This is a genomic window from Qipengyuania sp. JC766, from assembly GCF_040717445.1.
GTDB lineage: Bacteria > Pseudomonadota > Alphaproteobacteria > Sphingomonadales > Sphingomonadaceae > JC766.
Genome location: NZ_JBFEFL010000001.1, coordinates 2,444,411 through 2,467,002, shown reverse-complemented (window position 1 = coordinate 2,467,002; position 22,592 = coordinate 2,444,411). Strand labels below are relative to the sequence as shown.

General features: G+C 65.7%; 24 protein-coding genes and 2 tRNA genes. 9 read left to right on the top strand and 17 right to left on the bottom strand.

Annotated features, from left to right (window positions below; all coding sequences use genetic code 11):
• From pgmG to AB1K63_RS11815, 3 genes are read right to left on the bottom strand one after another with little or no spacing between them, the layout of a single operon-like run.
• A complete protein-coding gene (pgmG, locus tag AB1K63_RS11825; RefSeq protein ID WP_366960361.1) occupies positions 1-1,404 on the bottom strand; it encodes a phosphoglucomutase/phosphomannomutase PgmG in 1,404 nt (467 codons plus the stop codon).
• The gene (locus AB1K63_RS11820) at positions 1,401-1,691 is read right to left on the bottom strand and encodes a molecular chaperone DnaJ (protein WP_366960360.1); all 291 of its coding nucleotides are present in this window, start codon (positions 1,689-1,691) and stop codon (positions 1,401-1,403) included. The genes pgmG and AB1K63_RS11820 overlap by 4 nt, the downstream gene beginning before the upstream one ends.
• A 3-nt stretch (positions 1,692-1,694) precedes the next feature.
• Positions 1,695-2,495 carry a division plane positioning ATPase MipZ gene (locus AB1K63_RS11815; protein ID WP_366960359.1) on the bottom strand — a complete coding sequence of 267 codons (801 nt, stop codon included), beginning with the start codon at positions 2,493-2,495 and terminating at the stop codon, positions 1,695-1,697.
• A gap of 83 nt (positions 2,496-2,578) precedes the next feature.
• Here AB1K63_RS11815 and panC point away from each other — a divergent pair, with 83 nt between their 5' ends.
• Positions 2,579-3,430, top strand: coding sequence for a pantoate--beta-alanine ligase (gene panC, locus AB1K63_RS11810; RefSeq protein ID WP_366960358.1), 852 nt, complete (start codon positions 2,579-2,581; stop codon positions 3,428-3,430).
• 21 nt (positions 3,431-3,451) lie between these two features.
• Here panC and AB1K63_RS11805 read toward each other — a convergent pair.
• The 9 genes from AB1K63_RS11805 to pepN form a co-directional block, all read right to left on the bottom strand.
• Positions 3,452-3,525 (bottom strand) — tRNA-Gly (locus AB1K63_RS11805).
• Between the two features lie 57 nt (positions 3,526-3,582).
• Positions 3,583-4,251, bottom strand: coding sequence for an OmpA family protein (locus AB1K63_RS11800; protein ID WP_366960356.1), 669 nt, complete (start codon positions 4,249-4,251; stop codon positions 3,583-3,585).
• A 14-nt stretch (positions 4,252-4,265) separates the two neighbouring features.
• Entirely contained in the window at positions 4,266-6,122 is a 1,857-nt protein-coding gene (locus AB1K63_RS11795) for a sodium:proton antiporter (protein WP_366960355.1), read from the bottom strand.
• A 106-nt stretch (positions 6,123-6,228) separates the two neighbouring features.
• A complete protein-coding gene (locus AB1K63_RS11790; protein WP_366960354.1) occupies positions 6,229-6,765 on the bottom strand; it encodes an adenine phosphoribosyltransferase in 537 nt (178 codons plus the stop codon).
• Positions 6,766-6,797: 32 nt separating this feature from the next.
• Positions 6,798-7,649 (bottom strand): cytochrome c1, encoded by an 852-nt coding sequence (locus tag AB1K63_RS11785; protein ID WP_366960353.1) that lies wholly within the window; start codon positions 7,647-7,649, stop codon positions 6,798-6,800.
• Between the two features lie 22 nt (positions 7,650-7,671).
• Positions 7,672-9,003, bottom strand: coding sequence for a cytochrome b/b6 (locus AB1K63_RS11780; protein ID WP_366960352.1), 1,332 nt, complete (start codon positions 9,001-9,003; stop codon positions 7,672-7,674).
• A gap of 16 nt (positions 9,004-9,019) precedes the next feature.
• Entirely contained in the window at positions 9,020-9,616 is a 597-nt protein-coding gene (gene petA / locus AB1K63_RS11775; protein WP_366960351.1) for a ubiquinol-cytochrome c reductase iron-sulfur subunit, read from the bottom strand.
• Between the two features lie 236 nt (positions 9,617-9,852).
• A complete protein-coding gene (gene pgeF / locus AB1K63_RS11770; RefSeq protein WP_366960350.1) occupies positions 9,853-10,563 on the bottom strand; it encodes a peptidoglycan editing factor PgeF in 711 nt (236 codons plus the stop codon).
• Positions 10,564-10,606: 43 nt separating this feature from the next.
• Positions 10,607-13,261 carry an aminopeptidase N gene (gene pepN / locus AB1K63_RS11765; RefSeq protein ID WP_366960349.1) on the bottom strand — a complete coding sequence of 885 codons (2,655 nt, stop codon included), beginning with the start codon at positions 13,259-13,261 and terminating at the stop codon, positions 10,607-10,609.
• A 52-nt stretch (positions 13,262-13,313) separates the two neighbouring features.
• On the opposite strand from pepN, the gene AB1K63_RS11760 reads away from it, so the two are divergent.
• The gene (locus AB1K63_RS11760; protein ID WP_366960348.1) at positions 13,314-14,099 is read left to right on the top strand and encodes an SDR family NAD(P)-dependent oxidoreductase; all 786 of its coding nucleotides are present in this window, start codon (positions 13,314-13,316) and stop codon (positions 14,097-14,099) included.
• Here AB1K63_RS11760 and AB1K63_RS11755 read toward each other — a convergent pair.
• Together AB1K63_RS11755 and AB1K63_RS11750 are read right to left on the bottom strand one after the other, a co-directional pair.
• The gene (locus tag AB1K63_RS11755) at positions 14,083-15,024 is read right to left on the bottom strand and encodes an EamA family transporter (protein WP_366960347.1); all 942 of its coding nucleotides are present in this window, start codon (positions 15,022-15,024) and stop codon (positions 14,083-14,085) included. The two genes, AB1K63_RS11760 and AB1K63_RS11755, sit on opposite strands and share 17 nt — an antisense overlap.
• Positions 15,021-16,028 carry a beta-eliminating lyase-related protein gene (locus tag AB1K63_RS11750; protein ID WP_366960346.1) on the bottom strand — a complete coding sequence of 336 codons (1,008 nt, stop codon included), beginning with the start codon at positions 16,026-16,028 and terminating at the stop codon, positions 15,021-15,023. Before AB1K63_RS11750 ends, AB1K63_RS11755 begins: the two co-directional genes overlap by 4 nt.
• Before the next feature lie 49 nt (positions 16,029-16,077).
• Between AB1K63_RS11750 and AB1K63_RS11745 the strand changes: the two genes are divergently transcribed.
• Positions 16,078-16,371: a GNAT family N-acetyltransferase gene (locus AB1K63_RS11745; RefSeq protein WP_366960345.1), complete on the top strand. Its 294-nt coding sequence runs from the start codon at positions 16,078-16,080 to the stop codon at positions 16,369-16,371.
• Here AB1K63_RS11745 and AB1K63_RS11740 read toward each other — a convergent pair.
• The 3 genes from AB1K63_RS11740 to AB1K63_RS11730 form a co-directional block, all read right to left on the bottom strand.
• Positions 16,368-17,870, bottom strand: coding sequence for a PH domain-containing protein (locus AB1K63_RS11740; RefSeq protein ID WP_366960344.1), 1,503 nt, complete (start codon positions 17,868-17,870; stop codon positions 16,368-16,370). The genes AB1K63_RS11745 and AB1K63_RS11740 overlap by 4 nt on opposite strands.
• Before the next feature lie 38 nt (positions 17,871-17,908).
• The gene (locus AB1K63_RS11735; protein WP_366960343.1) at positions 17,909-18,397 is read right to left on the bottom strand and encodes a PH domain-containing protein; all 489 of its coding nucleotides are present in this window, start codon (positions 18,395-18,397) and stop codon (positions 17,909-17,911) included.
• Between the two features lie 80 nt (positions 18,398-18,477).
• Positions 18,478-18,552: transfer RNA gene (locus AB1K63_RS11730), tRNA-Thr, on the bottom strand.
• A 113-nt stretch (positions 18,553-18,665) separates the two neighbouring features.
• Here AB1K63_RS11730 and AB1K63_RS11725 point away from each other — a divergent pair.
• Genes AB1K63_RS11725 through AB1K63_RS11700 form a run of 6 tightly spaced genes read left to right on the top strand, consistent with a single transcriptional unit; the run spans position 18,666 to position 22,522 of the window.
• Entirely contained in the window at positions 18,666-18,809 is a 144-nt protein-coding gene (locus tag AB1K63_RS11725) for a hypothetical protein (protein WP_366960342.1), read from the top strand.
• A gap of 33 nt (positions 18,810-18,842) precedes the next feature.
• Complete coding sequence (gene gpmA, locus AB1K63_RS11720; RefSeq protein WP_366960341.1) at positions 18,843-19,529, top strand: 2,3-diphosphoglycerate-dependent phosphoglycerate mutase; 687 nt, start codon at positions 18,843-18,845, stop codon at positions 19,527-19,529.
• 29 nt (positions 19,530-19,558) lie between these two features.
• Complete coding sequence (gene purE / locus AB1K63_RS11715; RefSeq protein WP_366960715.1) at positions 19,559-20,020, top strand: 5-(carboxyamino)imidazole ribonucleotide mutase; 462 nt, start codon at positions 19,559-19,561, stop codon at positions 20,018-20,020.
• On the top strand, positions 20,017-21,084 hold the full coding sequence (locus AB1K63_RS11710; RefSeq protein ID WP_366960340.1) for a 5-(carboxyamino)imidazole ribonucleotide synthase: 1,068 nt from the start codon (positions 20,017-20,019) through the stop codon (positions 21,082-21,084). Before purE ends, AB1K63_RS11710 begins: the two co-directional genes overlap by 4 nt.
• Positions 21,081-21,596 carry a dihydrofolate reductase gene (locus AB1K63_RS11705; protein WP_366960339.1) on the top strand — a complete coding sequence of 172 codons (516 nt, stop codon included), beginning with the start codon at positions 21,081-21,083 and terminating at the stop codon, positions 21,594-21,596. Before AB1K63_RS11710 ends, AB1K63_RS11705 begins: the two co-directional genes overlap by 4 nt.
• The gene (locus tag AB1K63_RS11700) at positions 21,593-22,522 is read left to right on the top strand and encodes a bifunctional riboflavin kinase/FAD synthetase (protein WP_366960338.1); all 930 of its coding nucleotides are present in this window, start codon (positions 21,593-21,595) and stop codon (positions 22,520-22,522) included. The genes AB1K63_RS11705 and AB1K63_RS11700 overlap by 4 nt, the downstream gene beginning before the upstream one ends.
• The last annotated feature ends 70 nt before the right edge of the window (positions 22,523-22,592 follow it).

The following is a 22,592-nucleotide window of genomic DNA, read 5'->3' as shown; positions in this document are numbered from 1 at the left end:
TTAATGCCCTGCTTGTGGCCCGCGCTCCAGTCCGGAAAGTGCCAGTTGCTCGTCGATCTGCGACATCAGGCGTTGGAGACCGGCTTCGGTATCGCTTTCCGCGCGGGCAACGAGGACGTCCTGCGTGTTGGAAGCGCGCAACAGCCACCAGCCGTCGTCGTTCGTGACCCGCACACCGTCGGTCGCATCGACGTCCGCGTCGGTACCGGCCAGTCGGTCGCTGACTTCCGCGATAGCGGCGAACTTCCGGCTCTCGTCCACTCGGAAGCGCATTTCGGGCGTGTTGACCATGTCCTTCATCCCGCCGCGCAATTCGGTGACTGAGCGGCCCAGGCGGGCGCTCGCAGCCATCAGGCGGATACCGGCGTAAAGGGCATCGTCGAAACCGTAATAGGTGTCTGCGAAGAACACGTGGCCGCTCATTTCGCCCGCCAGCGGCGATCCGGTTTCCTTCATCTTCGCCTTGATCAGGGAATGGCCGGTCTTCCACATGACCGGCTTCCCGCCGTGGTCAGCCACGTGATCGAACAGGGCGCGGCTGGCCTTCACGTCCGCGATGATGGTCGCGCCCGGGCGAGTCTTCAACAGGTCCTCGGCATAGATCATCAGGAGCTGGTCGCCCCAGATGATCCGCCCTTCCCCGTCGATAGCGCCGATCCGGTCGCCATCGCCGTCGAAGGCTATGCCGAAATCGAGCCTCTTCTCCGCCACGAGGGTGCGCAGGTCCTCGAGATTTGCCTCGACCGTGGGATCGGGATGGTGATTGGGAAAGGCACCATCGACATCGGTGTAGAGCAGGTGGTGCTCGCCCGGCAGGCGATCCGTCAGGCGGGCCAGCATCGGACCGGCCGCACCGTTGCCGGCATCCCAGCCGACCCGCAGGCCGGCAAGGTTCGCCTCCTCGATTTCGGATAGCGGGGCGACGAGGGCGTCCAGGTATTCCTCGCTGACATCGGCCTCGCTGACCGTGCCGGTTCCGTCGTCCCAGTCCCCGTCCGCCGACAGCTTGCCGATCTCCTGGATATCCGCACCGAAGAACGGGCGTCCCTGGAAGACCATCTTGAAGCCGTTGTAGTTGGCCGGGTTGTGGCTGCCGGTAATCATGATGCCGCCATGCACGGCCTCTCGCGAAGCTTCCGCGAAATAGAGGAGGGGCGTGGGCCCCATTCCGATGCGCAGGACATCGCAGCCGCTTGCCGTCAGCCCTTCGACCAGCGCGTGTTCCAGGATGGGCGAACTGACCCGGCCATCATATCCCACCGCGACTTTCGACCCGCCGGCACGCCGCAGCAGCGTCGCGAAACTGCGTCCGATCGCGCGCGCATCGTCGGGGCCGAGCGTCTCTCCGATGATGCCGCGAATGTCGTATTCGCGAAGGACGGTGGGATCGAAATCGTGGCTCATGGCAGGCGTTCCTTGGTTTGCGCGAGCAGGAGATCGCGCGCGGCGTCGGCTTCATGCACATCCTGGGCGGATCCGCCACGGTCGGGATGGATCTGGGTCACGCGGCGCCTGTGGGCTGCGCGGATATCGGCCGGCGACGCATTCTTGCCGATCCCCAGAAGCATGCGCGCCCGATCGACCGGATCGGGCGTGCTCCGGGTCCGTCGCAGGTAATACCACGGCCAGCGTCCCGTCACCCAGCGGAAGACCACGATCAGGACGGCCAACAGGATGACGATGCGGACCATGGGTCAGGCGGGCTCCAGTTCGGCGCGGTTTTCCTGCGGGATCTTGAGATGCAGGCCGGCGAGCAAGGTCCGCATCTCCTGACGCGCGACGAGATGGCTCGTGCCCAGTTCGCCCAGATGCCCCTTGTCCAGCAGCGTCAGGCCCGACGGGAACAGTTCGCGATAGATCACGCGTTCGGACAGGCCCTTCACCGTGCGGAAGCCCGCACGTTTCGACAGTTCGCCCAGCGCCCGCTCGATACGCTGCTGGTTGCGCGCCTCGACATGGCCGATGCGGTTGCGAACGACGACCCAGTCGATCTCCTGTCGCCGATCGATCGCGCGGGCCTTGCGCGCTTCCCAGATCAGTTCGGCGTAGAAACTCAGCTTGCGCACGCGAAAGCTTTCCGCATCGACTTGCCCGATCAGGTCGAAATCGACGAAACTGTCGTTCATCGGCGTGACCAGCGTGTCCGCCGTCGTCGCCGCATGGCGCGCCAGCGGATCGTCCCGCCCCGGTGTGTCGATGATGAGGAAATCTGCCCCTTCCCCGAAGCGTTCTGCCGTCGCTTCGAAGGAATCGATATCGCCGCCCGGTACGACTTCGCAAATGGCCCCGGGAAGAGCGATATCGCGCCGCTGTTCGGTCTCGGACCGGTTCTCGAAATAACGGTCCATCGTACGCTGCCGGTGATCGAGATCGAGCGCCGCCACGCGGGCGCCCTGATAAGCGAGCGCCACGGCGACATGCACGGCGGTGGTGGATTTACCGGTGCCGCCTTTTTCGTTGGCGAAGGTGATACGATGAGGGCGGTGTTCGGACACGAAAGGCTTTCCCGTCGCTTGATTTGAATGGGGCCGCACGCCACGCTTGCAGCCAGCCTCGTTCCTATCGGAGGACCCGACCGTTGCAAACCGCCGCAGAACTCGATGTGTTGAGAAATCACGTAAAAGACCTGACCGCGTCGGGCGAGACACTGGCGCTCGTCCCCACCATGGGCGCCCTGCACGACGGTCACCTCACGCTGGTGCGCGAAGCAAGGAAGCGGGCGGACAGGATTGCGGTCTCCATTTTCGTGAACCCGACGCAGTTCGGGCCGAACGAAGACTTGGACGCCTATCCCCGCCAGCTGGAAGAGGACAGCCGGCTGCTGGAAGGTGAAGGCGTCGACCTGCTTTGGGCGCCGCGCGTCGACGCGATGTATCCCGCAGGGTTTGCAAGCACGATCCGCGTTGCCGAAGTGAGCGAGGGATTTTGCGGCGCGCAGCGGCCCGGCCATTTCGACGGCGTCGCCACGGTGGTCTGCAAGCTGTTCAATCAGGTGCGCCCCGATATCGCGCTGTTCGGGGAGAAGGACTGGCAACAGCTCGCGGTCATCAGGCGAATGGCCCGCGACCTCGATCTGTCGCGGCCCCATGCGGACGACATCATCGGCGTACCGACCGTGCGCGAGGCGGACGGGCTCGCGATGAGCAGCCGCAACCGGTACCTCTCGCAGGAGAACCGCGCCGCCGCCGCCACCCTTCCGCGAGCGATGCAGGAAGCCATCGCGCGCATCCGGGACGGGCAGGAAGTGCTGCCGACCTTGCAGATGCTGGAGGACGAATTGCTTGGCGCCGGCTTCGAACGGGTCGACTATGCCGCCCTGGCCGATGCGGAAAGCCTCCAGGAACTGGAAGCGGTGCAGGAGCGCGCGATGAAACTGCTCGTCGCGGCACGCATCGGGGGGACGCGGCTCATCGATAATATGGCGGTCTGAATGCGGCGATCATTCGAAAGATGGAGCGGGTAAGGGGAATCGAACCCCTCTAGCCAGCTTGGAAGGCTGGAGCATTACCACTATGCTATACCCGCGCTCCGGCGCGCATTGCCACCGCACACGCCGTTACGTCAATGGGGTTTGCAGCGCGCTTATTCGGTCGGTCGTGTCGCGGGGCGATCGCTCGTCGCCTCTGCCTCGGGCGCAGCGTCCTGCTGACCGTCGCCAGCAAGCTTCTCGACCAGCGTGGCCGGACCGTCCGTTTCGGACAGCTCGAGTTCCTCGACCGGTTCGCCAATGGTCACTTCGGCCCGCCGGTTGGCCGCGCGCCCGCGCGGATCGGGCTGACCGTTGGGCAGTGCGTTCGGCCTTAGCGGATTCTGCTCTCCGAAGGCGATGACTTCCATCCTGCCTTCGGCGACGCCGTTTTCGAGCAGCCAGTCGCGCACCGCCTCGGCCCGCTGGCGCGAGACGCGCAAGTTGATCGCATCATTGCCGCCGGCATCCGAATGACCGCCGATCACAATCGGCCCGCCCGCCTCGAATTGCGCACTCCGGATTGCCGTTCGCAGTTTCTCGATACCTGCCGGCGGAATCTCGAACCCGCTTTCCGGGAACTGGACCACTACCTGCAGGGGCTCGAGAACCTCGTCCACGGTTGCTTCCGGTTCGCCTTCGACGGGGCGGATGATGGACCGGGTCGATTCGGGCTCTTCCGATGCCGTCGGTTCGGGTGCGGGTGCCTCGCGCTCACGGTCGCAGGCGGCGAGGCCGAAAGCGGTTGCCAGGGCGAGGAGCGGGAGGGCGGTTCTTGTCTGCATGGTAACTCGCGGGGTCAGGCTGTTTGAGGATCGGAATCGCTGCGCTTGCCCTTGCGGCGTTCGGCCGCTTCTTCGGGTGTGCGCTGCTGGGGCGGTGAGAAGGATATGATGATGTCGCCCGCGCGCGGTTCGGGACGCGCCGCGTGCGTGAAGAAGCGCATGCGGCCGCCATCGCGCAGCAGCAACAACATGTGCGTCGATTCGGGCAGCTTCTGCTGCGCGTCGTCGAAATTGAATTCCTGCGACAGCTTCGTCTTGCGGAAGACCCAGCCCATCTGCTGGCGCTGCTGCACATCGGCGACGCCGAAGCCGCTCTCGAACAAGGCGCGGCCGCGCAGGGATTCGGGCAAGGCGTGGCGGTCGTCACCAGTTCCGGCCTCGCCCAGCTGGTAGACGGAATCGCGGCCGATCTCGTGCGCGAACTCGTTGCACACCAGCGTGTTGTACGCTTCGTTATCCGTGGCTGCGACCAGCACCTGGTACGGGGTCAGGTCAAGATTGTGCTCGGTCGCCTCGTTAAGGATCTCGCCGTGGTAGAAGGCGATGCCTTTCTGTCGGGCGATCGCCAGCCTCTGCCAGCTGGAATCGGAAATCAGGACCGGCGTGCCGAGCGCCTTCATCTCGTTCGCCAGTGCGACCGTCCACGGCGTGCTGCCGACGATCAACAAGCCCGGCCGTTCCGATCCCTTGATGCCGAGCAGCTTGGCCACGAGGTTGATGGTGAACCCATGCGCGACAACCGTGGTCACCACCACGGCGAAGCTCAGGCTGATCAGCAACTGCCCGCCCTCGATCCCCAGTTCGGCCAGGCGAAGGGCGAACAGGCCGGAAATCGCCACCAGCACGATGCCGCGTGGCGCGATCCAGGCGAGGAACAGGCGCTCGTTCCACGGAACAGAACTGCCGAGCAGGCTGAGGAGGATGGTCGCCGGGCGAACGAGGAACAGCAGTGCCAGCAAAAACAGGCCGAAGCGCCAGTTGAAGCCCTGCAGGTCGTCGACCGTCAGCGAGGCGGACAGCAGGATGAAGATGCCAGAAACGAGCAGGACCGCGATATTCTCCTTGAACGGATGTATCGACCGGAGGCTGGAGACGTTCATGTTGGCCAGCGCGACGCCCATGACCGTCACCGCGACCAGTCCCGCCTCGTGCTCGATCAGGTTGGAGATGACGAACACCGCCACGACGACGGTGAAAAGGACCGGGACCTTGAGGTATTCGGGGACCAGCCCGCGCGGGAAGGTGTAGGCGATCAGGCGCGCGGCACCGTAACCGATCAGACCTGCGACGATTGCCGCGATGATCAGCGGGGGAACGATCTCGAAAATCGTCGAGCCCGGGAATTCGGCAGTCTTGCGGAAGTATTCGTACGCGATGACGGCCGCGAGCGCGCCGGTCGGATCGTTCACGATGGCTTCCCACTTCAGGATCGAGGCCGGCCTGGTCGTCACGTTGGCCTGCCGCAGAAGCGGTATGACCACCGTGGGCCCCGTGACCACCAGGATGCCGCCGAACAGCACCGCCACTGCCCAGTCCAGCCGCGCGATGTGGTATCCGGCAAGGGCGCCGAGCAGCCAGCCGATCGCCACTCCGATCGTGGCGAGACGTAGCACCCCGTCGCCCGAATGGCGCAATTCCCGGAAGTCGAGGCTGAGCCCGCCTTCGAACAGGATCAGCGCGACGCCGATGGCGACCATCGGTTCGAGCAGTTCGCCAAAGGCGTGTTCGGGATCGAAGATGTTGAGAACCGGCCCGGCAAGGAAACCGGCTGCGAGCATCAGTACGATGGCAGGCCACCCGGTCCGCCACGCGATCCACTGGGCGCCGATGCCGAGCACGCCGACGAGGGCGACAACGATCGCTATTTCCATTTCGCCCTCCCCTCCACGGCGACCCGGCGCCGTGTGTCCGTAACCCTCACGATCATCCTAACACACAAGCGCGCCGATCTATCCGGTTCGGAGAAAAAGATCGGCCTCAGTCCCCTTCGAACTGCATGATGCTGTCGACGGCGATGCCGATGTCCCGCAGCCTCGTCGCGCCACCCAAATCGGGCAAATCGATGACGAAGGCTGCATGCGCGATCTGCGCGCCCGCCTGCCGGAGCAATTCGGTCGCAGTTATAGCGGTGCCGCCAGTCGCGATCAGGTCGTCGACAATGCTGATACGGTCACCCTCGACAACGGCGCCGGGATCGATCTCCAGACGGTCGGACCCGTATTCCAGGGCGTAATCCATGCCGAGCGTGGCGATCGGTAGCTTCCCGGGCTTGCGTACCGGCAGGAACCCGATGCCGAGTTCGGCAGCGACGGCAGCGCCGAAGATGAAGCCGCGCGCTTCCATGCCGGCGATGGCGCTGGCGCCGGCGGCCTTCGCTTGTCCGGCCAGCAGGCGCACACTCGCAGCAAAGCCGGGACCGCTGCTGATCAGCGTGGTGATGTCGCGGAATTGGATCCCCGGTTCCGGAAAGTCCGGCACCGTGCGGACCAGCGCTTTCAAGTCGGCGGGGGACATGTCGCCCCCCGGCAATGACGCGCTGCCAGCGATCAGGCCTTCGCCTTCTTCGGCTTCACCGCCGACCAGATCTGCCGCTTGGCGAGATAGGCCAGGATCGTGGCAACCAGCAGGAAGGCAAGCGTGGCCCAGCCCGTCTGCTTGCGTTCGATCAGCGTCGGCTCCGCGGTCCAGGTGAGGAACGCGGCCACATCCGTCGCCATCTGCCCCACCGTCGCTTCCGTCCCGTCGGCATAGGTCACCTGGCCGGTCTGGGTCAGCGGCGGCGCCATCGCGATGTTGAGGTACGGGAAGTACGAATTGTAATACAGGCCTTCAGGCGTGTTGAAATTCGGGAACTGCGCCTTGAGCTCTTCCGGCACCGGTTCGTAGCCCGAAAGCAGCGATGCGACGTAGTCAGAACCGTTGTGCCGCGCCTTGGTCATGAGCGAAAGGTCGGGCGGAATGGCGTTGTTGTTCGCCGCGGCGGCCGCGACGGCATTCGGATAGACATCCGGAAAATAGTCCGTCGGCTCGCCCGGGCGCAGGACGGATTCGCCGGTGTCCGGATTGATGCCGGGGACCTGCCATTCGGCCGCAAGGGCGGCGACTTCGGCTTCGGAGTAACCGAGCTCGCCCAGATCGCGGAAAGCGACGTATTTCAGGCTGTGGCAGGCCGCGCAGACTTCCTTGTAGACCTGGTAACCGCGCTGCAGCTGCTGCGTGTCCCAATGGCCGAACGGGCCTTCATGCGCGAAGGCGATGTTCTGCGGATGCTCGTGGAAGCTGTATTCCGGCCCCTTCTCCACCTCTTCCGTCGACCAGGTGATGAACCCGGTGACGAAGGAAATGAGAACGACCAACGTAAAGCCAAGGCCGACAAGAATTGCACCGATACGGATCATTGCGTGTGTCTTTCCTTGAGCCTTATTCTGCCGGGAGCGCGTCGCCGCGCCGGTCCGCCGGTACCGGATCCACGTCCGAATATTCGCCGCGAACCTCGTCCTTGTCGGATCCGAGCACCGCCTCGGTGATCGAATAGGGCAGCGGTTCGGGCTTTTCGATCGAGCTGATGATCGGCAGGATCACCAGGAAGTGGAGGAAGTAGTAGGCCGTGAAGATCTGGCTGAACATAACGTACGGCTCCTCCGCCGGCGCACCGCCCAGATAGAACAGGGCCGCCATGGTCGGGATCAGGCCGAACCAGAAGAACTTGCGGAACAGCGGACGGTAGTGGCCGCTGCGCACTGGCGAACGATCCAGCCAGGGCAGCAGGAACCACAGCAGGATCGACGCGAACATCGCCAGCACGCCCCACAGCTTGGCCGGGAGGATGAAGTCGAAGGTGAAGGCGCGCAGGATGGCGTAGAACGGATAGAAATACCATTCTGGCACGATGTGCGCGGGCGTCGAGAGCGGGTTCGCCTCGATGTAGTTGTCCGGGTGGCCCAGCACGTTCGGCATGAAGAACACGAACACCGCGTAGATGATCAGGAAGACGCCGAGTCCGAAGCCGTCCTTCGCCGTGTAGTACGGGTGGAACGGAACGGTGTCGCTTTCCTTCTTCACTTCCACGCCGGTCGGGTTGGACGAGCCGGGAATATGCAGCGCCCAGATGTGCAGGATGACGACACCCGCAATCACGAAGGGCAGCAGGAAGTGCAGCGAGAAGAAGCGGTTCAGTGCCGCGTTGTCGGGCGCGTAGCCGCCCAGTAGCCACACCTGCAGCGGTTCGCCGACCAGCGGGATCGCGCCGAACAGGCCGGTGATGACCTTGGCACCCCAGAAGCTCATCTGGCCCCATGGCAACACGTACCCCATGAAGGCGGTCGCCATGGCGAGCAGGAAGATGACCACGCCCAGCAGCCAGATCATCTCGCGCGGCGCCTTGTAGGACGCGTAGAAGAACCCGCGGAAGATGTGGAGATAGAGAACGAGGAAGAAGAAGCTGGCGCCGTTGGCGTGCATGTAGCGCATCATCCAGCCCCAGTTGACGTCGCGCATGATGTGCTCGACCGTCGCGAATGCCACTTCGCCGTTGGCGGCGTAGTGCATCGCCAGGACGACCCCGGTGACGATCTGCAAAACCAGGCAGAAGCCGGCGAGCACGCCGAAGTTCCACATGTAGGACAGGTTGCGCGGGACCGGATAGCCGGCGCCGACAGCATTGTAGACGAGACGCGGCAGCGGCAGCTTTTCGTCCACCCACTTGGTGAAGCCGGTGGCCGGAGTGTATTGGCGGGCCCAGGGGAAGCTCATGATCGCTCTCTCTTACTTATCCGACACGCAGCACGTCGCCTGAGAAACTGTACTCGGGCACTTCGAGGTTGGTCGGTGCAGGGCCTTTGCGAATGCGTCCGGCCGTATCGTAATGCGAGCCGTGGCAGGGGCAGAAATACCCACCGAACTCGCCCTTGTTCTCGCCTTCGGCGGCGCCCAGCGGCACGCAGCCGAGATGGGTGCACACGCCCATGGTCACGAGAATGTCCGGATGCGAAGGATCGGTGCGCTCTTCCAGCGTCTGCGCGTCGCGCAGCGACGACGTCGGCACGGCATTCGCCGCCTCGATCTCCGCCGGGGTCAGGCGCTTCACGAACAGCGGCTGCTTGCGGAACACCGCCTTGATAGACTGGCCCGCCTCGATCCCGGCCGTATCGACCTCGGTCGTGCTTTCGGCCAGCACGTCCTCGGACGGGGCCATCTGGCTGATCAGAGGGTAGAGCACGGCAAGGCCGCCGACACCGGCAAAGCTGACCGCGGCCACGTCCGCCGGAATTCCGAGGACGTCACGACGGCGCATGCCCGGCGCGGTCTCCGTTGCCGGATCGCTCGCCACGGTTTCTTCGGGTTTGGTGCCTGTCGTGTCAGCCATCGATCTGTCTTGTCCTGCAATCGCCCGCGCAATGCGGGAATTGGATTTCGCCGAACCGTCGGACCTGCCTCTGCCCCCTGGACGGTGCATGCCGCGCCTTTTGCGGGTATGCGTGGAGAGGCCCCTTCAGGTGCCGGTTTGGTCGGGCTGATAGACAGGATCGACCGATGTGCCAACTGTGTTTTTGGCACTTTCCGTACGCCGCGGCGCAAGTGTCCCCGCAAATCGCGCGCGGGTCAGCGCGGCAGGCCGATGACGCTGATCTGCCGGCCGTAAGTGCTCTCCCCCCGATGGGTGGAGAGGCGATAGGAATAGAATCGCTCCGGATCCGAATAGGTGTCGAGCGCCAGGTCCGCGATGGCACCCGCGCCAGCGTCGGACAGGGCGCGGCACACGAAGCCTGCCAGATCGAACTGGTAGTGGCCCTCCCGCCCGCTCTCGAAGAAGGCGTCGAAACTCCCGTCCTTATCCAGGAAACGGTCGCGAAAGCCGCTGTCCACCTCGTAACTCCGCTGCGCGATCGCCGGCCCGATGACCGCCGCCACGCGGCTCCGCTTCGCGCCCAGCGTCTCCATCGCGTCAAGCGTGTTGGCTAGTACGCCGCCAAAGGCCCCGCGCCAGCCCGCATGCGCGGCCGCGACCACGCCCGCTTCCCGGTCCGCAAACAGGACCGGCGCGCAATCTGCCGTCAGGATGCCGAGAAGCAGGCCCGGGCGATCGGTGACCAGCGCGTCCACGCGCGGCCTCTCGCTGCCTTCGTAAGATTGCCGGACGATCGCGACATCGGGCGAATGAACCTGGTACGGTGTCAGCAAGATACCGCCCGGCAAAACCGCGTCCACTACCGCCGCGCGGTTCGCCCGGACGTTGTCCTCCTCGTCATCCGCGCCGAACCCGCACTGCAGGCCGGCGACCGATCCGGCGGATTTGCCTCCCCTGCGGGTCATGAACCCGTGCGGGACCGGGTCCAGCAGGTCAGATCGGAGCGCCTCAGCCAAGGCTGCGGGTCACCTGTTCGTACGTATCGCGCGACAGGCTCGGCGCTTCGGCGATCCGCTCCAGCTCCGCGCGCATCTTCGCGGCACGGCCCGGTTCGATCCGCCGCCAGCGCCCCAGCGAAGGGACGAAGCGCGCCGCGGTCTGCGGATTGATCGGATCGAGTTCCAGCACGAGGTCGGTGACCAGCCGGTACCCCTCCCCATCGGCGGCGTGGAAGCCATGCGGATTGCCGGCGAACGCCATGTAGAGCGAGCGCACGCGGTTGGGATTGCGCAGGGTGAAGTCTGGGTGCTCGGCCAGCGCCTTCACATGCTCGATCACCTTGGGGTGCAGCGAAGTCGCCTGCAGCGCGAACCACTTGTCGATGACCAGCGGATTGTCGCGGTAACGCTCGTAGAAATCGAGCAGCGCGCGGGTCCTCTGCGGTCCTTCCAGTCCGGTCAGCACCATCAGGGCGCCCTGCCGGTCTGTCATGTTGTCCGCGGCTTCGTATTGCCGCTCGGCACGCTGCGCGCCGTCCGCCGGATCGGCGGCGGCGAGGAAACTGAGAGCAAGGGTTTTCACCTTGCGCGCACCGCGGGCCTCTGCGTCGAGGCTGTAGGGCACCGACGAAGCGCGATCGTGCATCGCGCGCAGTTCCTCAACGAACCGTTCGCCCAGTGTGCGCTTCAGTGCTTCCCGCTCCTCGAAGACACGCTGCGGATCGGCCTGGTCGAACTGCTCCGTGACGTAGGTCTGGGTCGGAAGCATCATCAGTTCGCCGCGCATCTGGTCATCGAGCGCTTCATCTGCGAGGATCGCGCCGAAAGCCTCCCCGATGAAATCCCGCGCCCGGCTGCGCGCATCGTCGGAAAGCTCTCCCTTCGCCGCGGCGACCAGATGCCCGGTTACGAGTTCCTGCATGGCTTCGTAGCGCGCGAAGGGATCGTCGTCCTTCGCCGCCAGGAACACGAGATCCGCCTCCTCGATGCGCCGTTCGATCGACACCGGCGCGGAAAAACCGCGATTGATCGACAGGACGGGCGCCCGGTCGAACCCTTCGAAGGTCCATTCGCCTTCCGCTGCGTCAAGCACGACCACTTCCTCGCCCCCGTGCCGCCCGGTCTCCCGGTCGAACAGGGCGATCCTGAGGGGGATCGGCATGGGCTTCTTGTCGGACTGGTCGGGGGTCTGCGGCACCACCTGGCGCAGCGCCAGTGTGGCCGTGCTGCCGGAGTGGCGGAGATCGACCGAGACCTTCGGAGTACCGGCCTGCGAATACCACAGGCGGAACTGCTGCAGGTCGAGACCGGCGCCATCCTCGATCGCGCTGACGAAATCCTCGCACGTCGCCGCTTCGCCGTCATGGCGGTTGAAATAGAGATCGGTGCCCTTCCGGAACCGCTCCTCGCCCGCCATGGTCCGCATCATTCGGATGACCTCGGCCCCCTTGTTGTAGACGGTCGCGGTGTAGAAATTGCTGATTTCGCGGAAGGAATCGGGCCGGATCGGATGCGCGAGCGGCCCGCTGTCCTCCGGGAACTGAACGCTGCGCAGCACGCGCACGTCCTCGATCCGCTTGACCGCCTCGCCCTGCATGTCCTGGCTGAAGAGCTGGTCGCGAAGGACGGTGAAGCCTTCCTTCAGGCTCAGCTGGAACCAGTCGCGGCAAGTCACCCGGTTGCCGGACCAGTTATGGAAATATTCGTGCGCGATCACCCCTTCGACCGCGTCGAAGTCGCCGTCCGTCGCGGTTTCCGGATCGGCCAGCACGTATTTGGTGTTGAAGACGTTGAGACCCTTGTTCTCCATCGCGCCCATGTTGAAGTCAGACACGGCGACGATGTTGTAGAGATCGAGATCGTACTCGCGCCCGAAAGTCTCCTCGTCCCATTTCATGGCACGTCGGAGCGATTCGAGCGCATGATCGGTCCGGTCCAGGTCGCCTTCGCGCACCCAGACGTTGAGTTCCACCTCGCGTCCGCCCATCGTGGTGAACGTGCCCGACTTCGCGACCAGGTCACCCGCCACCAGCGCGAAAAGGTAGCTCGGCTTCGGCCAGGGATCGTGCCAGTCGGCCCAGCGCAGGCCGTCCTCGGTTTCGCCGCTCGCGGTTTCGTTGCCGTTGCAAAGCAGGATCGGGAACTGGTCCTTCGGGCCGCGCATCGACACGGTGTATACGGACAGCACGTCGGGCCTGTCCGGGAAGAAGGTAATCCGCCGGAACCCTTCCGCCTCGCACTGGGTGCACAGCATGCCGCCCGAGGCATAGAGGCCCATGAGCTGGCTGTTGGCCGAAGGATCGATCTCGGTGACGATCCTCACCTCGTGCTTCTCGCCCGGGAGCGACAGGAGGAGGTCCCCGTCCTCGAGCGACCATTCGAGAGTCGGCGTTCCGTCGATTTCGACTTCCAGCGGCTCCAGCCCGTCGCCATTGAGGTGGATCGTGGCGCTCGGCTCGGCGGCCGGATTGCGCTCAACGGTGAGGCGGGCGACCACTTTCGTGCGCTCCAGCCCGAGGCCGAAGTCCAGCGCGGTTTGCGGGACGAGCCAAGGGAAGGGCTCGTAATCCTCCCGCCGGATGACGGGCGGCTCCTTCGGTTCGGGCGCGGCGTCTGCCAGTTCCGGGTTGCCTTCGGGGGTGGAGGGGGTGCGGGCGATATCCATGCTTACCTTCTTGGTGCTTTCCCTGCGGCGATCAACCGGTCACAAGCACCGGATGGCAAAGATGTTCATTTTCGGCCTCGGATACACGGCCGGCCGGATCGCCGATGCGCTCACCGCGAAGGGCTGGCAAGTCGAAGCGACCGGGAGCAACGGAACGATCGATTTCGGAGATACGGACGCGGTTCGCACCGCTGTTGAGCGGGCATCGCATGTTCTGTCCAGCGTGCCGCCAGCCGACGAAAGCGACCCGGTGCTCGATGCCTATGGCGATTTGCCGGGCGGACGGTGGCTCGGATACCTGTCCTCGACCGGCGTCTTTGGCGATCAGGACGGTGCGTGGGTGGACGAGAGCGCGCCGATCGGCGGCGGGCGGCGCGGGGCCCGGGCCCGGTGCGATTCGCGCTGGCTCGATGCGGGCGCGCATGTTTTCCGTCTGCCGGGGATCTACGGCCCGGGGCGCAGCGCGCTCGAGCGGGTAAAGGAGGGCAAGGCGCACCGGATCGACATGCCCGGGCAGGTCTTCAGCCGCGTCCATGTCGAGGATATCGTGTCCGGTGTTCTCGCGGCCATCGAAACGCAGGCGCTGGCAGGGGCCTACAACCTGGCGGACGATCTACCGGCGAGCGGCAATGAAGTGACCGAAGAGGCCTGCCGACTGCTCGGCGTCCCGCCGCCCCCGCTCCAGACCATGGACGAGGCGGGCCTGTCCGAGATGGCGCGCGGCTTCTACGCGGAGAATCGCAGGGTCGCGACCGGCAAGGCGAAACGCGTGCTCGGCTGGCAGCCGCGCTTCCCGACCTATCGCGAAGGGCTGCGCGACCTCATGGCTCGGGCGTAGCGCGCGGTGGCGGGGCCGCCTTGCGCCCGCGCAGTGCGACCACCATCCCGGTCAGCGTGAGGACCGCCCCCGCGGCGGGCAGCCAGTCCCAGCGATAGCCTTCGAAAAGCGTGGACAGGATCATTGCGACGACGGGCACGATAACGGACGAATAGGCCGCCTGCCCCGCCCCAACCTTGCGGACGAGCCCGTAATAGAGCGGGAACGTAACCACCGATCCCAGCAGGCCGAGATAGACGATCCCAAGGAGGTAGGACGGCCTCGGATCGAAAGTGGGCGGCCCGGCGGTCACCAGCGCCATCGCGCCATTGATTCCGACGCCCCACAGCATCGACCATGCCAGCAAGGTGAGGAACGGCTGGCGCTTCGCCCCCTCCATCGCCTGCGCGATATTGGCGAAGCTCGCCGCAAGGATTCCCCCCACCGTCAGCCCGGCCCCGAGCAGGACCTCGGTCAGCGTAGCGGGCGAAGCGCGCCATTCCTGGAGAAACAGCAGCCCCACTCCCACGGCTGCGACGCAGGATCCGGTCACGAACGCCCGCGTGATCGCCTGACCCAGCAGCAGTCGCCCCAGGACCGCGTTCGGCACGACCAGCAAGGCGAACATGACCGCGACCAGACCCGAGGTGATGAACCGCTCGGCGTTGTAGACGAAAGTGAAGTTGAGCGTGAACTGGAGCACGCCCAGCACCAGCGCCCAGCCCTGCCCTTTGCGGTCGAGTACCAGTCTCTCGCCCCGGAACGCGGCCAGCAGGAACATGCCCGCGGCCGCGACCACGAAACGGTAGGTGATCGACCATTGCGCCGGAACGGTGGCCAGCTGGTCGCGGATGACCAGCCATGTTCCGCCCCAGATGACGCTTACCAGCAGGAACGGCAGGAGGTTGCGCGGCTCCCACAGGCTCGCGCCGTCGCTCGTGGTCATAGGTTCGCGATCGCGAGACCCAGCGCCTCGGCATCCTCGTGCCGGGTATCCCAGGCGGTCACGAACCGGGCCGCCCGCGCACCCCAGTCGTAGAAACCGAAGCCCTGCGCGCGCAGGGCATCCCGCTCGGCGGGCGTGCAGGCGAGGAAGACCTCGTTCGCTTCCACCGGATGCAGCAGCCGTTCGCCGGCGTGCGCGCTCAGCGCCTGGGCCGCGGAATTGGCCGATCGTGCATTGTCTAGCCAGAGATCGTCCCCCAGCATCGCCAGCACCTGCGCCGCCAGAAACCGTCCCTTGGACTGCAGGTGCCCTGCCCGCTTTCGCCGGTAGCGCGCCAGCCCGGCAGCCTCCGGATCGAAGAATACGATCGCTTCCGCGTTCATCGCGCCATTCTTGACGAAACCGAAGCTGAAGGCATCCGCCCCGCCGATCGCGTCCGCCGCGCTGCATCCCAGGAACGCCACCGCATTCGCGAAGCGCGCGCCGTCGACATGGAAGCCGAGACCGCGCTCGTCGCACGTGTTGCGCAATGCGCGCAGTTCCTCGGGGCGATAGCTGCAACCGTACTCGCTCGCCTGTGTGACGCTGACGGCATGGGGCTGGACCTGGTGCACGTCGTCCCGGATAGGCTCCACCACGCGGCGCACCGCATCCGGAGTGAGCTTGGCGTGCTCGCCCTCGGCAAGCAACAGCTTGGCGCCGTGGAGGAAGAAGCCGGGCGCACCTGCCTCGTCCATCTCGATATGTGCCTCGCGATGGCAGACGACCGCGCCATGGGGTGGACACAGCGTCGCGAGCGCCAGGCAGTTGGCCGCAGTGCCGGTCGCCACCCAGAGCGCCGTGCATTCCCGGCCGAAGAGGTCGGTCATCGCCTCGTCGAGCTGCTGGCTAATTGCATCGCCGTCATAGGGCGAATCGGCCTCGTCGGCCCGCCGCAATGCCTCCCACACCTTCGGATGGACGGCCGCGGCATTGTCGGACAGGAACTGGGCTCTTGCACTCATGGGAACGGCCCTAGCGGGACGCTCGTTCTGCGCAAGAAGGAGGATCGCCATGGTCGACGTCACCATCCGCCACGAAGTTCGCGACAACGGGGGCCGCTACGTCGCAGAGCCGGCCGACAGCGACAGTCGGGGCCATCTCGACTGGGAGCCGCGCGGCACCGATGTCCGGATCGCCACGCATACCATCGTTCCTCGGGAAATCGGCGGGCGCGGCATCGCCGGACAACTCGTCGATGCGCTGGTCGCCGATGCGCGCGAGCAGGGGTTCAAGATCGATCCGCAATGTTCCTACGTCGCGGCCAAGTTCGACGACAATCCGGAGTGGGCCGACCTCAGGGCCTAGACCAGCTCGGAAAAATCGGTGCGCGAGATGCTCGCGAGGACCGCGTCGCGCAATTCCCGTGCCCGCGCAACGGGCAGGCCCTGAAGGTCGAAGCTGCCACCGGCGAGGCCCAGATGAAGCGTCGAGTATCCCCGCTTGCGGGCCAGCGGTCCTTGCGAAATCTCCACCGATTGCAGCTTCACGCGGTTGGCGATCCGCGTATCCGGCGCCAGCCAGCCGCTGCGCTGGAAAAGCTGACGTTCGCACAGCGCGTTGCGCTCGTATCGCCAGACGAAGGCTTCGCGAAACGCAATGAAGACGCCGACCGCGAGCGGGATGAGCGCGATCCAGAAGAATGGTGCGAAGACCCAAGTGACCGCGGCGACTACAGCCATGGAAAGAAAGCCGAGAAGCGCCTTGTCCACGCGATAAGCCCCGCTCGGCCTCTGCCAGGCGAGATCACCAGCGGGTGGTTCGAACCCGGCGGCCCGGATGATCGGGTCGATCTCCGCGAGCTTGGCGAATGGCGCGACATCGTGACTGGAGGATCCGCTGTCCTGCGCAAGGCTTACGAATTTGAGGCCGTGCCAGCCGAACTGCCGGCGCAGGATGCGAGTCCCGATCTGGACCGCCTGCACCCGGTGGACGGGCATGACGACATCCGTCTTGGTCAGCAGCCCACGCCGGCGCCGGAAGCCCTTGGCGGTCCGCTCGAGCCGGAATTCCCAATCCCTCAGGAAGGTGCGCACGATACCGGTGACGAAGCCGACGACGATCAGCGATAGAATGGCGATCGCCCCGCCCACGATCTGCGCGGTGGGTCCCAGACCGGACAGCCATGCGCCCGACCCCGCCAGCCGGTCTTCCCATGCATCGAAGTCCCACAGTTCGAACGGCAGCACTGCTTCGAATTGCTGCGTCAGGCCGAACAGGACAGCGACCACCGCAAGCGAAAAACTGAAAAGGCCATAGACCAGCAACCTTCCGGGTCCCATCGAGAAGAGGACCGGATCGGGCTCGCCCGAGGCTTCCCCGTCCGCCGTCGCTGGCACCACTTCCCTGTCCCGCCGTTCGCGAACGACTTCCCGCAGCGCTTCGGCCTGTTCCTCCCGCAGATAGGCAAGCGTCAGGTCGTCACCGCCGCCGGCACCCGTCTCGAACTTCACCTCGACCAGGCCCAGCAAGCGCGGCACGAAGCTCTGCTCGAGGCTGACGTCCTGAATCCGCTCGTACGGTACGGACCGGGCCGCGCGGGACAGTATCCCGCTTTCGACCCGTATGTCGTTGGCCCCCAGCCTGTAAGTCAGCCGGGTCCAGCGCAGGTAGCTGAACAGGATACCGAGGCCCACGATCACGAGGGCGATCAGGACCGCGAAACCGATTCCGAACGGATTGTCACGCTGGCTGAAGGCGATGAATGCGAAGGGCAGGATCGCATTCTGAACGGATTTGGCAGAGCCCGCCAGAACGCTGAGCGGTGCGGTCCGTTGCGGCAGCACGTCGTCCGCGTCATCGGCCAATGCGGTTTCGCCTCCGCGGTCGCTTGCGATCGGGTCGTTCACAGGGTCTCGCGCTTGATGTGCGCCCTGATCGTCTCGCGCATCGCCAGCGCGTCTTCATGCGCGAGCCCCGGCAAGTGCACCGAAGCGTTATGGACCCCGGCGGTGTGGACCGTGAGCGTGGCGAGATCGTAAGCGCGTTCCAGGACGCCCTGATCGACGTCGATATGCTGTACCCGCCCGAAGGGCACGATCGTATCGGACCGCCAAAGGATACCCCGCACGACCCGCAGCCGGTCCTCGCCCATCTGGTATCCGCGCGCCATCCACCGACGCTGAGGGACGCGCAGCACGAGCAGGAGCACGATGAGCGCGACCGGACCCAGGACGATACCGGGATAGAATGGCTGGAAGATTTCCGCGACGGCGGCGCCGATCAGGAACGGGATCGATCCGAGCGCGGTGGATATGCGCGAGACGGTCACATAGCGCGGATCGAGTTGCGTCAACGCATCGGGATCGGCAGGTTCGACGGCGGTTTCGTCCATGCACATCCGCATGGGGTCTGCAATCCGGCACCGCAAGCGGATTTTGGCCGCCGGGATGCGGGATTTTCGCGGCTAGATGATGGTGCTGCTGGAGAGAATTGAACTCTCGGCCTCACCCTTACCAAGGGTGCGCTCTACCACTGAGCTACAGCAGCACGGGAGCCCCGATTGCGGCAGGCGCGCGCTATTGGCGCGGGGCGGACAAAAGTCAACCGGAGAAAACCGGACCCGCTTGAGCGCGGCGCGGTTTGGCGGCATCCTGTCACCCATGAGCGACGCAAACGACAAGACCGGCCGCGAGGAACGACTGGCGGCCAAGCTGCGCGAGAACCTGCGCCGGCGCAAGGCGCAGCAGCGCGCTACCGCGACTCCCGAGGCGCAGAGGCTTCCCAAGGACGACAAGCAAGGCTAACGGACCGTGCTCCCGCAGCCAAAGGAGCAGAGCTTGCCGACACTCATCCTCGTCCGCCACGGCCAGAGCGAATGGAACCTCGCCAACCGGTTTACCGGCTGGTGGGATGTCGACCTGACGGACAAGGGCGTCGACGAGGCGCAGGCCGCCGGCGCGCTGCTGCGCGATAAGGGCGTTCTGCCCACCGTTGCCTTCACGTCATTCCAGACGCGCGCGATCCGCACGCTGCACCTGGCGCTGGAAGCGTGCGACCGGCTCTGGATACCCGAAACGAAGGACTGGCGCCTGAACGAGCGGCATTATGGCGGGCTGACGGGCCTCAACAAGCAGGAGACCCGCGACCGTCACGGCGACGAGCAGGTTCATATCTGGCGCCGCAGCTTTGATACGCCGCCGCCCGGCATGGAAGCGGGAAGCGAATTCGATCTTTCCGCCGATCCCCGTTACGCCGGTATCGAGGTACCGAAGGCGGAAAGCCTGAAGCTGACGATCGAACGGGTTCTGCCCTATTGGGAAGAGGCGATCCTGCCCGTTCTCGCCAGCGGCGAGACGGTCATCATTTCCGCTCACGGCAATTCGCTACGCGCGCTGGTCAAGCATCTTTCGGGCATTTCCGACGACGCGATTACCGATCTCGAGATTCCGACCGGCCAGCCGATCATCTACGAATTCGATGACGCGATGCAGCCGGGCGAACGCTCCTACCTGAAGGACCGCTAGGCGTGGGGAACCCGATGATTGCCATCGTGATGGGCAGCCAGTCCGACTGGCCGACCATGAAGTGTGCGGCGGATGTGCTGGACGAGCTCGAGATCGCACACGATGACCGCATCGTGTCCGCCCACCGCACGCCCGATCGCATGGCGGACTTTGCCAAGGGCGCGGCGGACGCCGGCTTCAAGGCCATCATCGCGGGCGCAGGGGGCGCGGCGCACCTGCCGGGCATGATCGCCGCCATGACACACCTCCCCGTGCTGGGCGTTCCGGTGCAGTCGAAGGCGCTTTCGGGTCAGGACAGCCTTCTTTCCATCGTGCAGATGCCCGCAGGTATTCCCGTGGGCACGCTCGCGATCGGCGAGGCCGGCGCGACGAATGCCGGACTGCTGGCAGCTGCGATACTCGCGACGTACGACGATGCCATCGCCGGACGCCTCAAGGCCTGGCGCCAGGCGCGCAGCGAAGCCGTGACCGAGAGGCCGGCAGGGGCATGATCGTCCCGGGCAGCACCATCGGCATCCTTGGCGGAGGACAGCTGGGGCGGATGCTGGCGATGGCCGCGATTCAGCTCGGCTATCGCTGCATCGCCTATACGCCGGAGAAAGACCACGTGGTCGGCGACGTGTGCCACGACGTGTTCCAGAACAAGTGGGACGATGCGGCGGCGATGGCGGCGTTCGCGCAGAAATGCGACGTCATCACCTGGGAATTCGAGAACGTCCCGGTCGAGCCGATCCAGCCCATGACAGAACGTCTCGCCCCGCATCCCCGGGCGCTGGAAACCGCGCAGGACCGGCTGGCGGAAAAGCGTTTCGTGGAGCAGTTGCGCGGACGCGCGGCGCCGCACGCATCGGTCGAGACGCGCGCCGATCTTGAGGAGGCGGTCGAGCGGATCGGTACGCCGGGCATCCTCAAGACCCGGCGGGACGGCTATGACGGCAAGGGCCAGTGGCCGCTGGACAGCGCGCACGATGTCGAAGGCCTTTCGATGCCGGCGGCGCCTTGCGTTTACGAGGGCAAGGTCGAGTTCGACGCGGAATTCTCGGTCATTCTGGTGCGGGGACGGGACGGGGAGGTCCGCTTCTGGGACAGTTCCTGCAATACGCATGAGGACGGCATGCTCGTCAGTTCGGTCCTGCCGGCGCCTGCGAGCGTCACGCGGCACGTGGCCGAGGCGCGCGAGATCGCGAAGCAGACCGCCGACGCGCTCAATTACGTGGGTGTGCTGACGCTGGAGTTCTTCGCCACGCGGCAGGGGCCGGTCTTCAACGAGATGGCGCCGCGGGTCCACAATTCGGGCCACTGGACGATCGAGGGCGCGGCGACGAGCCAGTTCGAGAACCACATCCGGGCCATTTGCGGGTTGCCGCTGGGGGATACCCGGACGATCGCGCCGCGGGTCGAGATGGAAAATATCGTGGGAAAACAGTCGTATACGGCGCATGAACGGCTTTCGGACGGGCTGGTGCACCTGCACCTGTATGGCAAGGCGCGGGCGCGGGAGGGGCGCAAGATGGGGCACCTGACGCGGCTGGGCTGGGACGAAGCGCAGGCGTGAGCGGGCACATATTCCTGGTCTATGCCCGCGCGAACAACGGCGTGATCGGCAGGGACGGCGACATTCCGTGGCGGATTCCCGCCGATCTCAGGCGGTTCAAGGCACTGACCATGGGGCGCCCGATGATTATGGGCCGCAAGACCTTCGAGAGCCTTCCCGGCCTCCTGCCCGGGCGCCGGCACATCGTCCTGACCCGGCGCGAGCGGTGGGACAGCACCGGCGCGGAGGTCGCGCGAAGTGCGAAAGAAGCGCTCGATCTTGCACGGCGAAACAATGAAACCGGAGAAATCGCGGTTATCGGCGGCGCGGCGGTCTACGACGTGTTCCGCCCGCTGGCCGACCGGGTCGAACTGACCGAGGTCCATGCCGATTTCGAGGGCGACACCTTCATGAAGCCGCTGGGCAGCGAATGGGAGGCCCGGGCGCGCGAGGACTTCCCGGCCGAAGGCGACACGCCGGCCTATTCCTACGTCACCTACCTGCGGTCGACAGGCGGGAGCGACGCGCCGTGAGGTGGCTCGACCATCGCGAGCCGGTTCCCGATTCGCTGCGCGGCGCGATCATCGCGCTCGGCAATTTCGACGGATTCCACAAGGGCCACCAGGCCGTGGCGGGCGCAGCGATCGCGTGGGCGCAGGCGGAAGGCCGCCCCAGCATCGTCGCCACTTTCGATCCGCACCCGGTCCGCTTCTTCCGGCCCGAGGTCCCGCCCTTCCGGCTGACCACGCTGGAGCAGCGGCAGGAACTCTACCTCGCCGCCGGGGCGACCGCGATGCTGGTGTTCCACTTCGACGCGGAACTGGCGGGGACGAGCGCGGAGGATTTCATCGGCCGCATCCTGTGCGAACGGCTGGGCGCGCACGGTGTGGTCACCGGCGGGGATTTCACCTTCGGGCAGGGCGCGAATGGCGATGTGGCGCTGCTGCGCGAGCATGGCGGCGCGCTCGGCCTCCAGACGCAGGTGGTTGACCCGGTGGCGGACGGCGAGGCGCCGGTATCCTCCAGCCGCATCCGCGAGGCGCTGCGCCAGGGCGATCCGCAGACCGCCGCGCACCTCCTCACCCGCCCCTTCGCCATTCGCGGGATCGTGGAGCATGGCGACAAGCGCGGGCGCGAGATCGGCTACCCGACCGCGAACCTCGCGATCGAGAACTACCTGCGCCCGCGCTACGGCATCTATGCCGTCACCGGGCGCATCCTCGCCACCGGGCAGGAGCTGGAAGGCGCCGCCAATATCGGCCTGCGCCCGCAGTTCGAGCCGCCCAAGGAATTGCTGGAGCCGTATTTCTTCGACTTTTCCGGCGATCTCTACGGCCAGGAAATCGAAGTCGCGTTCCATCATTTCATCCGGCCCGAAGGGAAATTCGACAGCATCGCAGCGCTGGTGGCGCAGATGGACCGGGACTGCGCCGAAGCGCGCCGGCTGCTCGGTTCCTAGTTCCGGCGCGCCTTCGGACGGGGTCGGGCGAAACTCTTTCCTACACGGCACAATTCGCCTAACGGCGCTC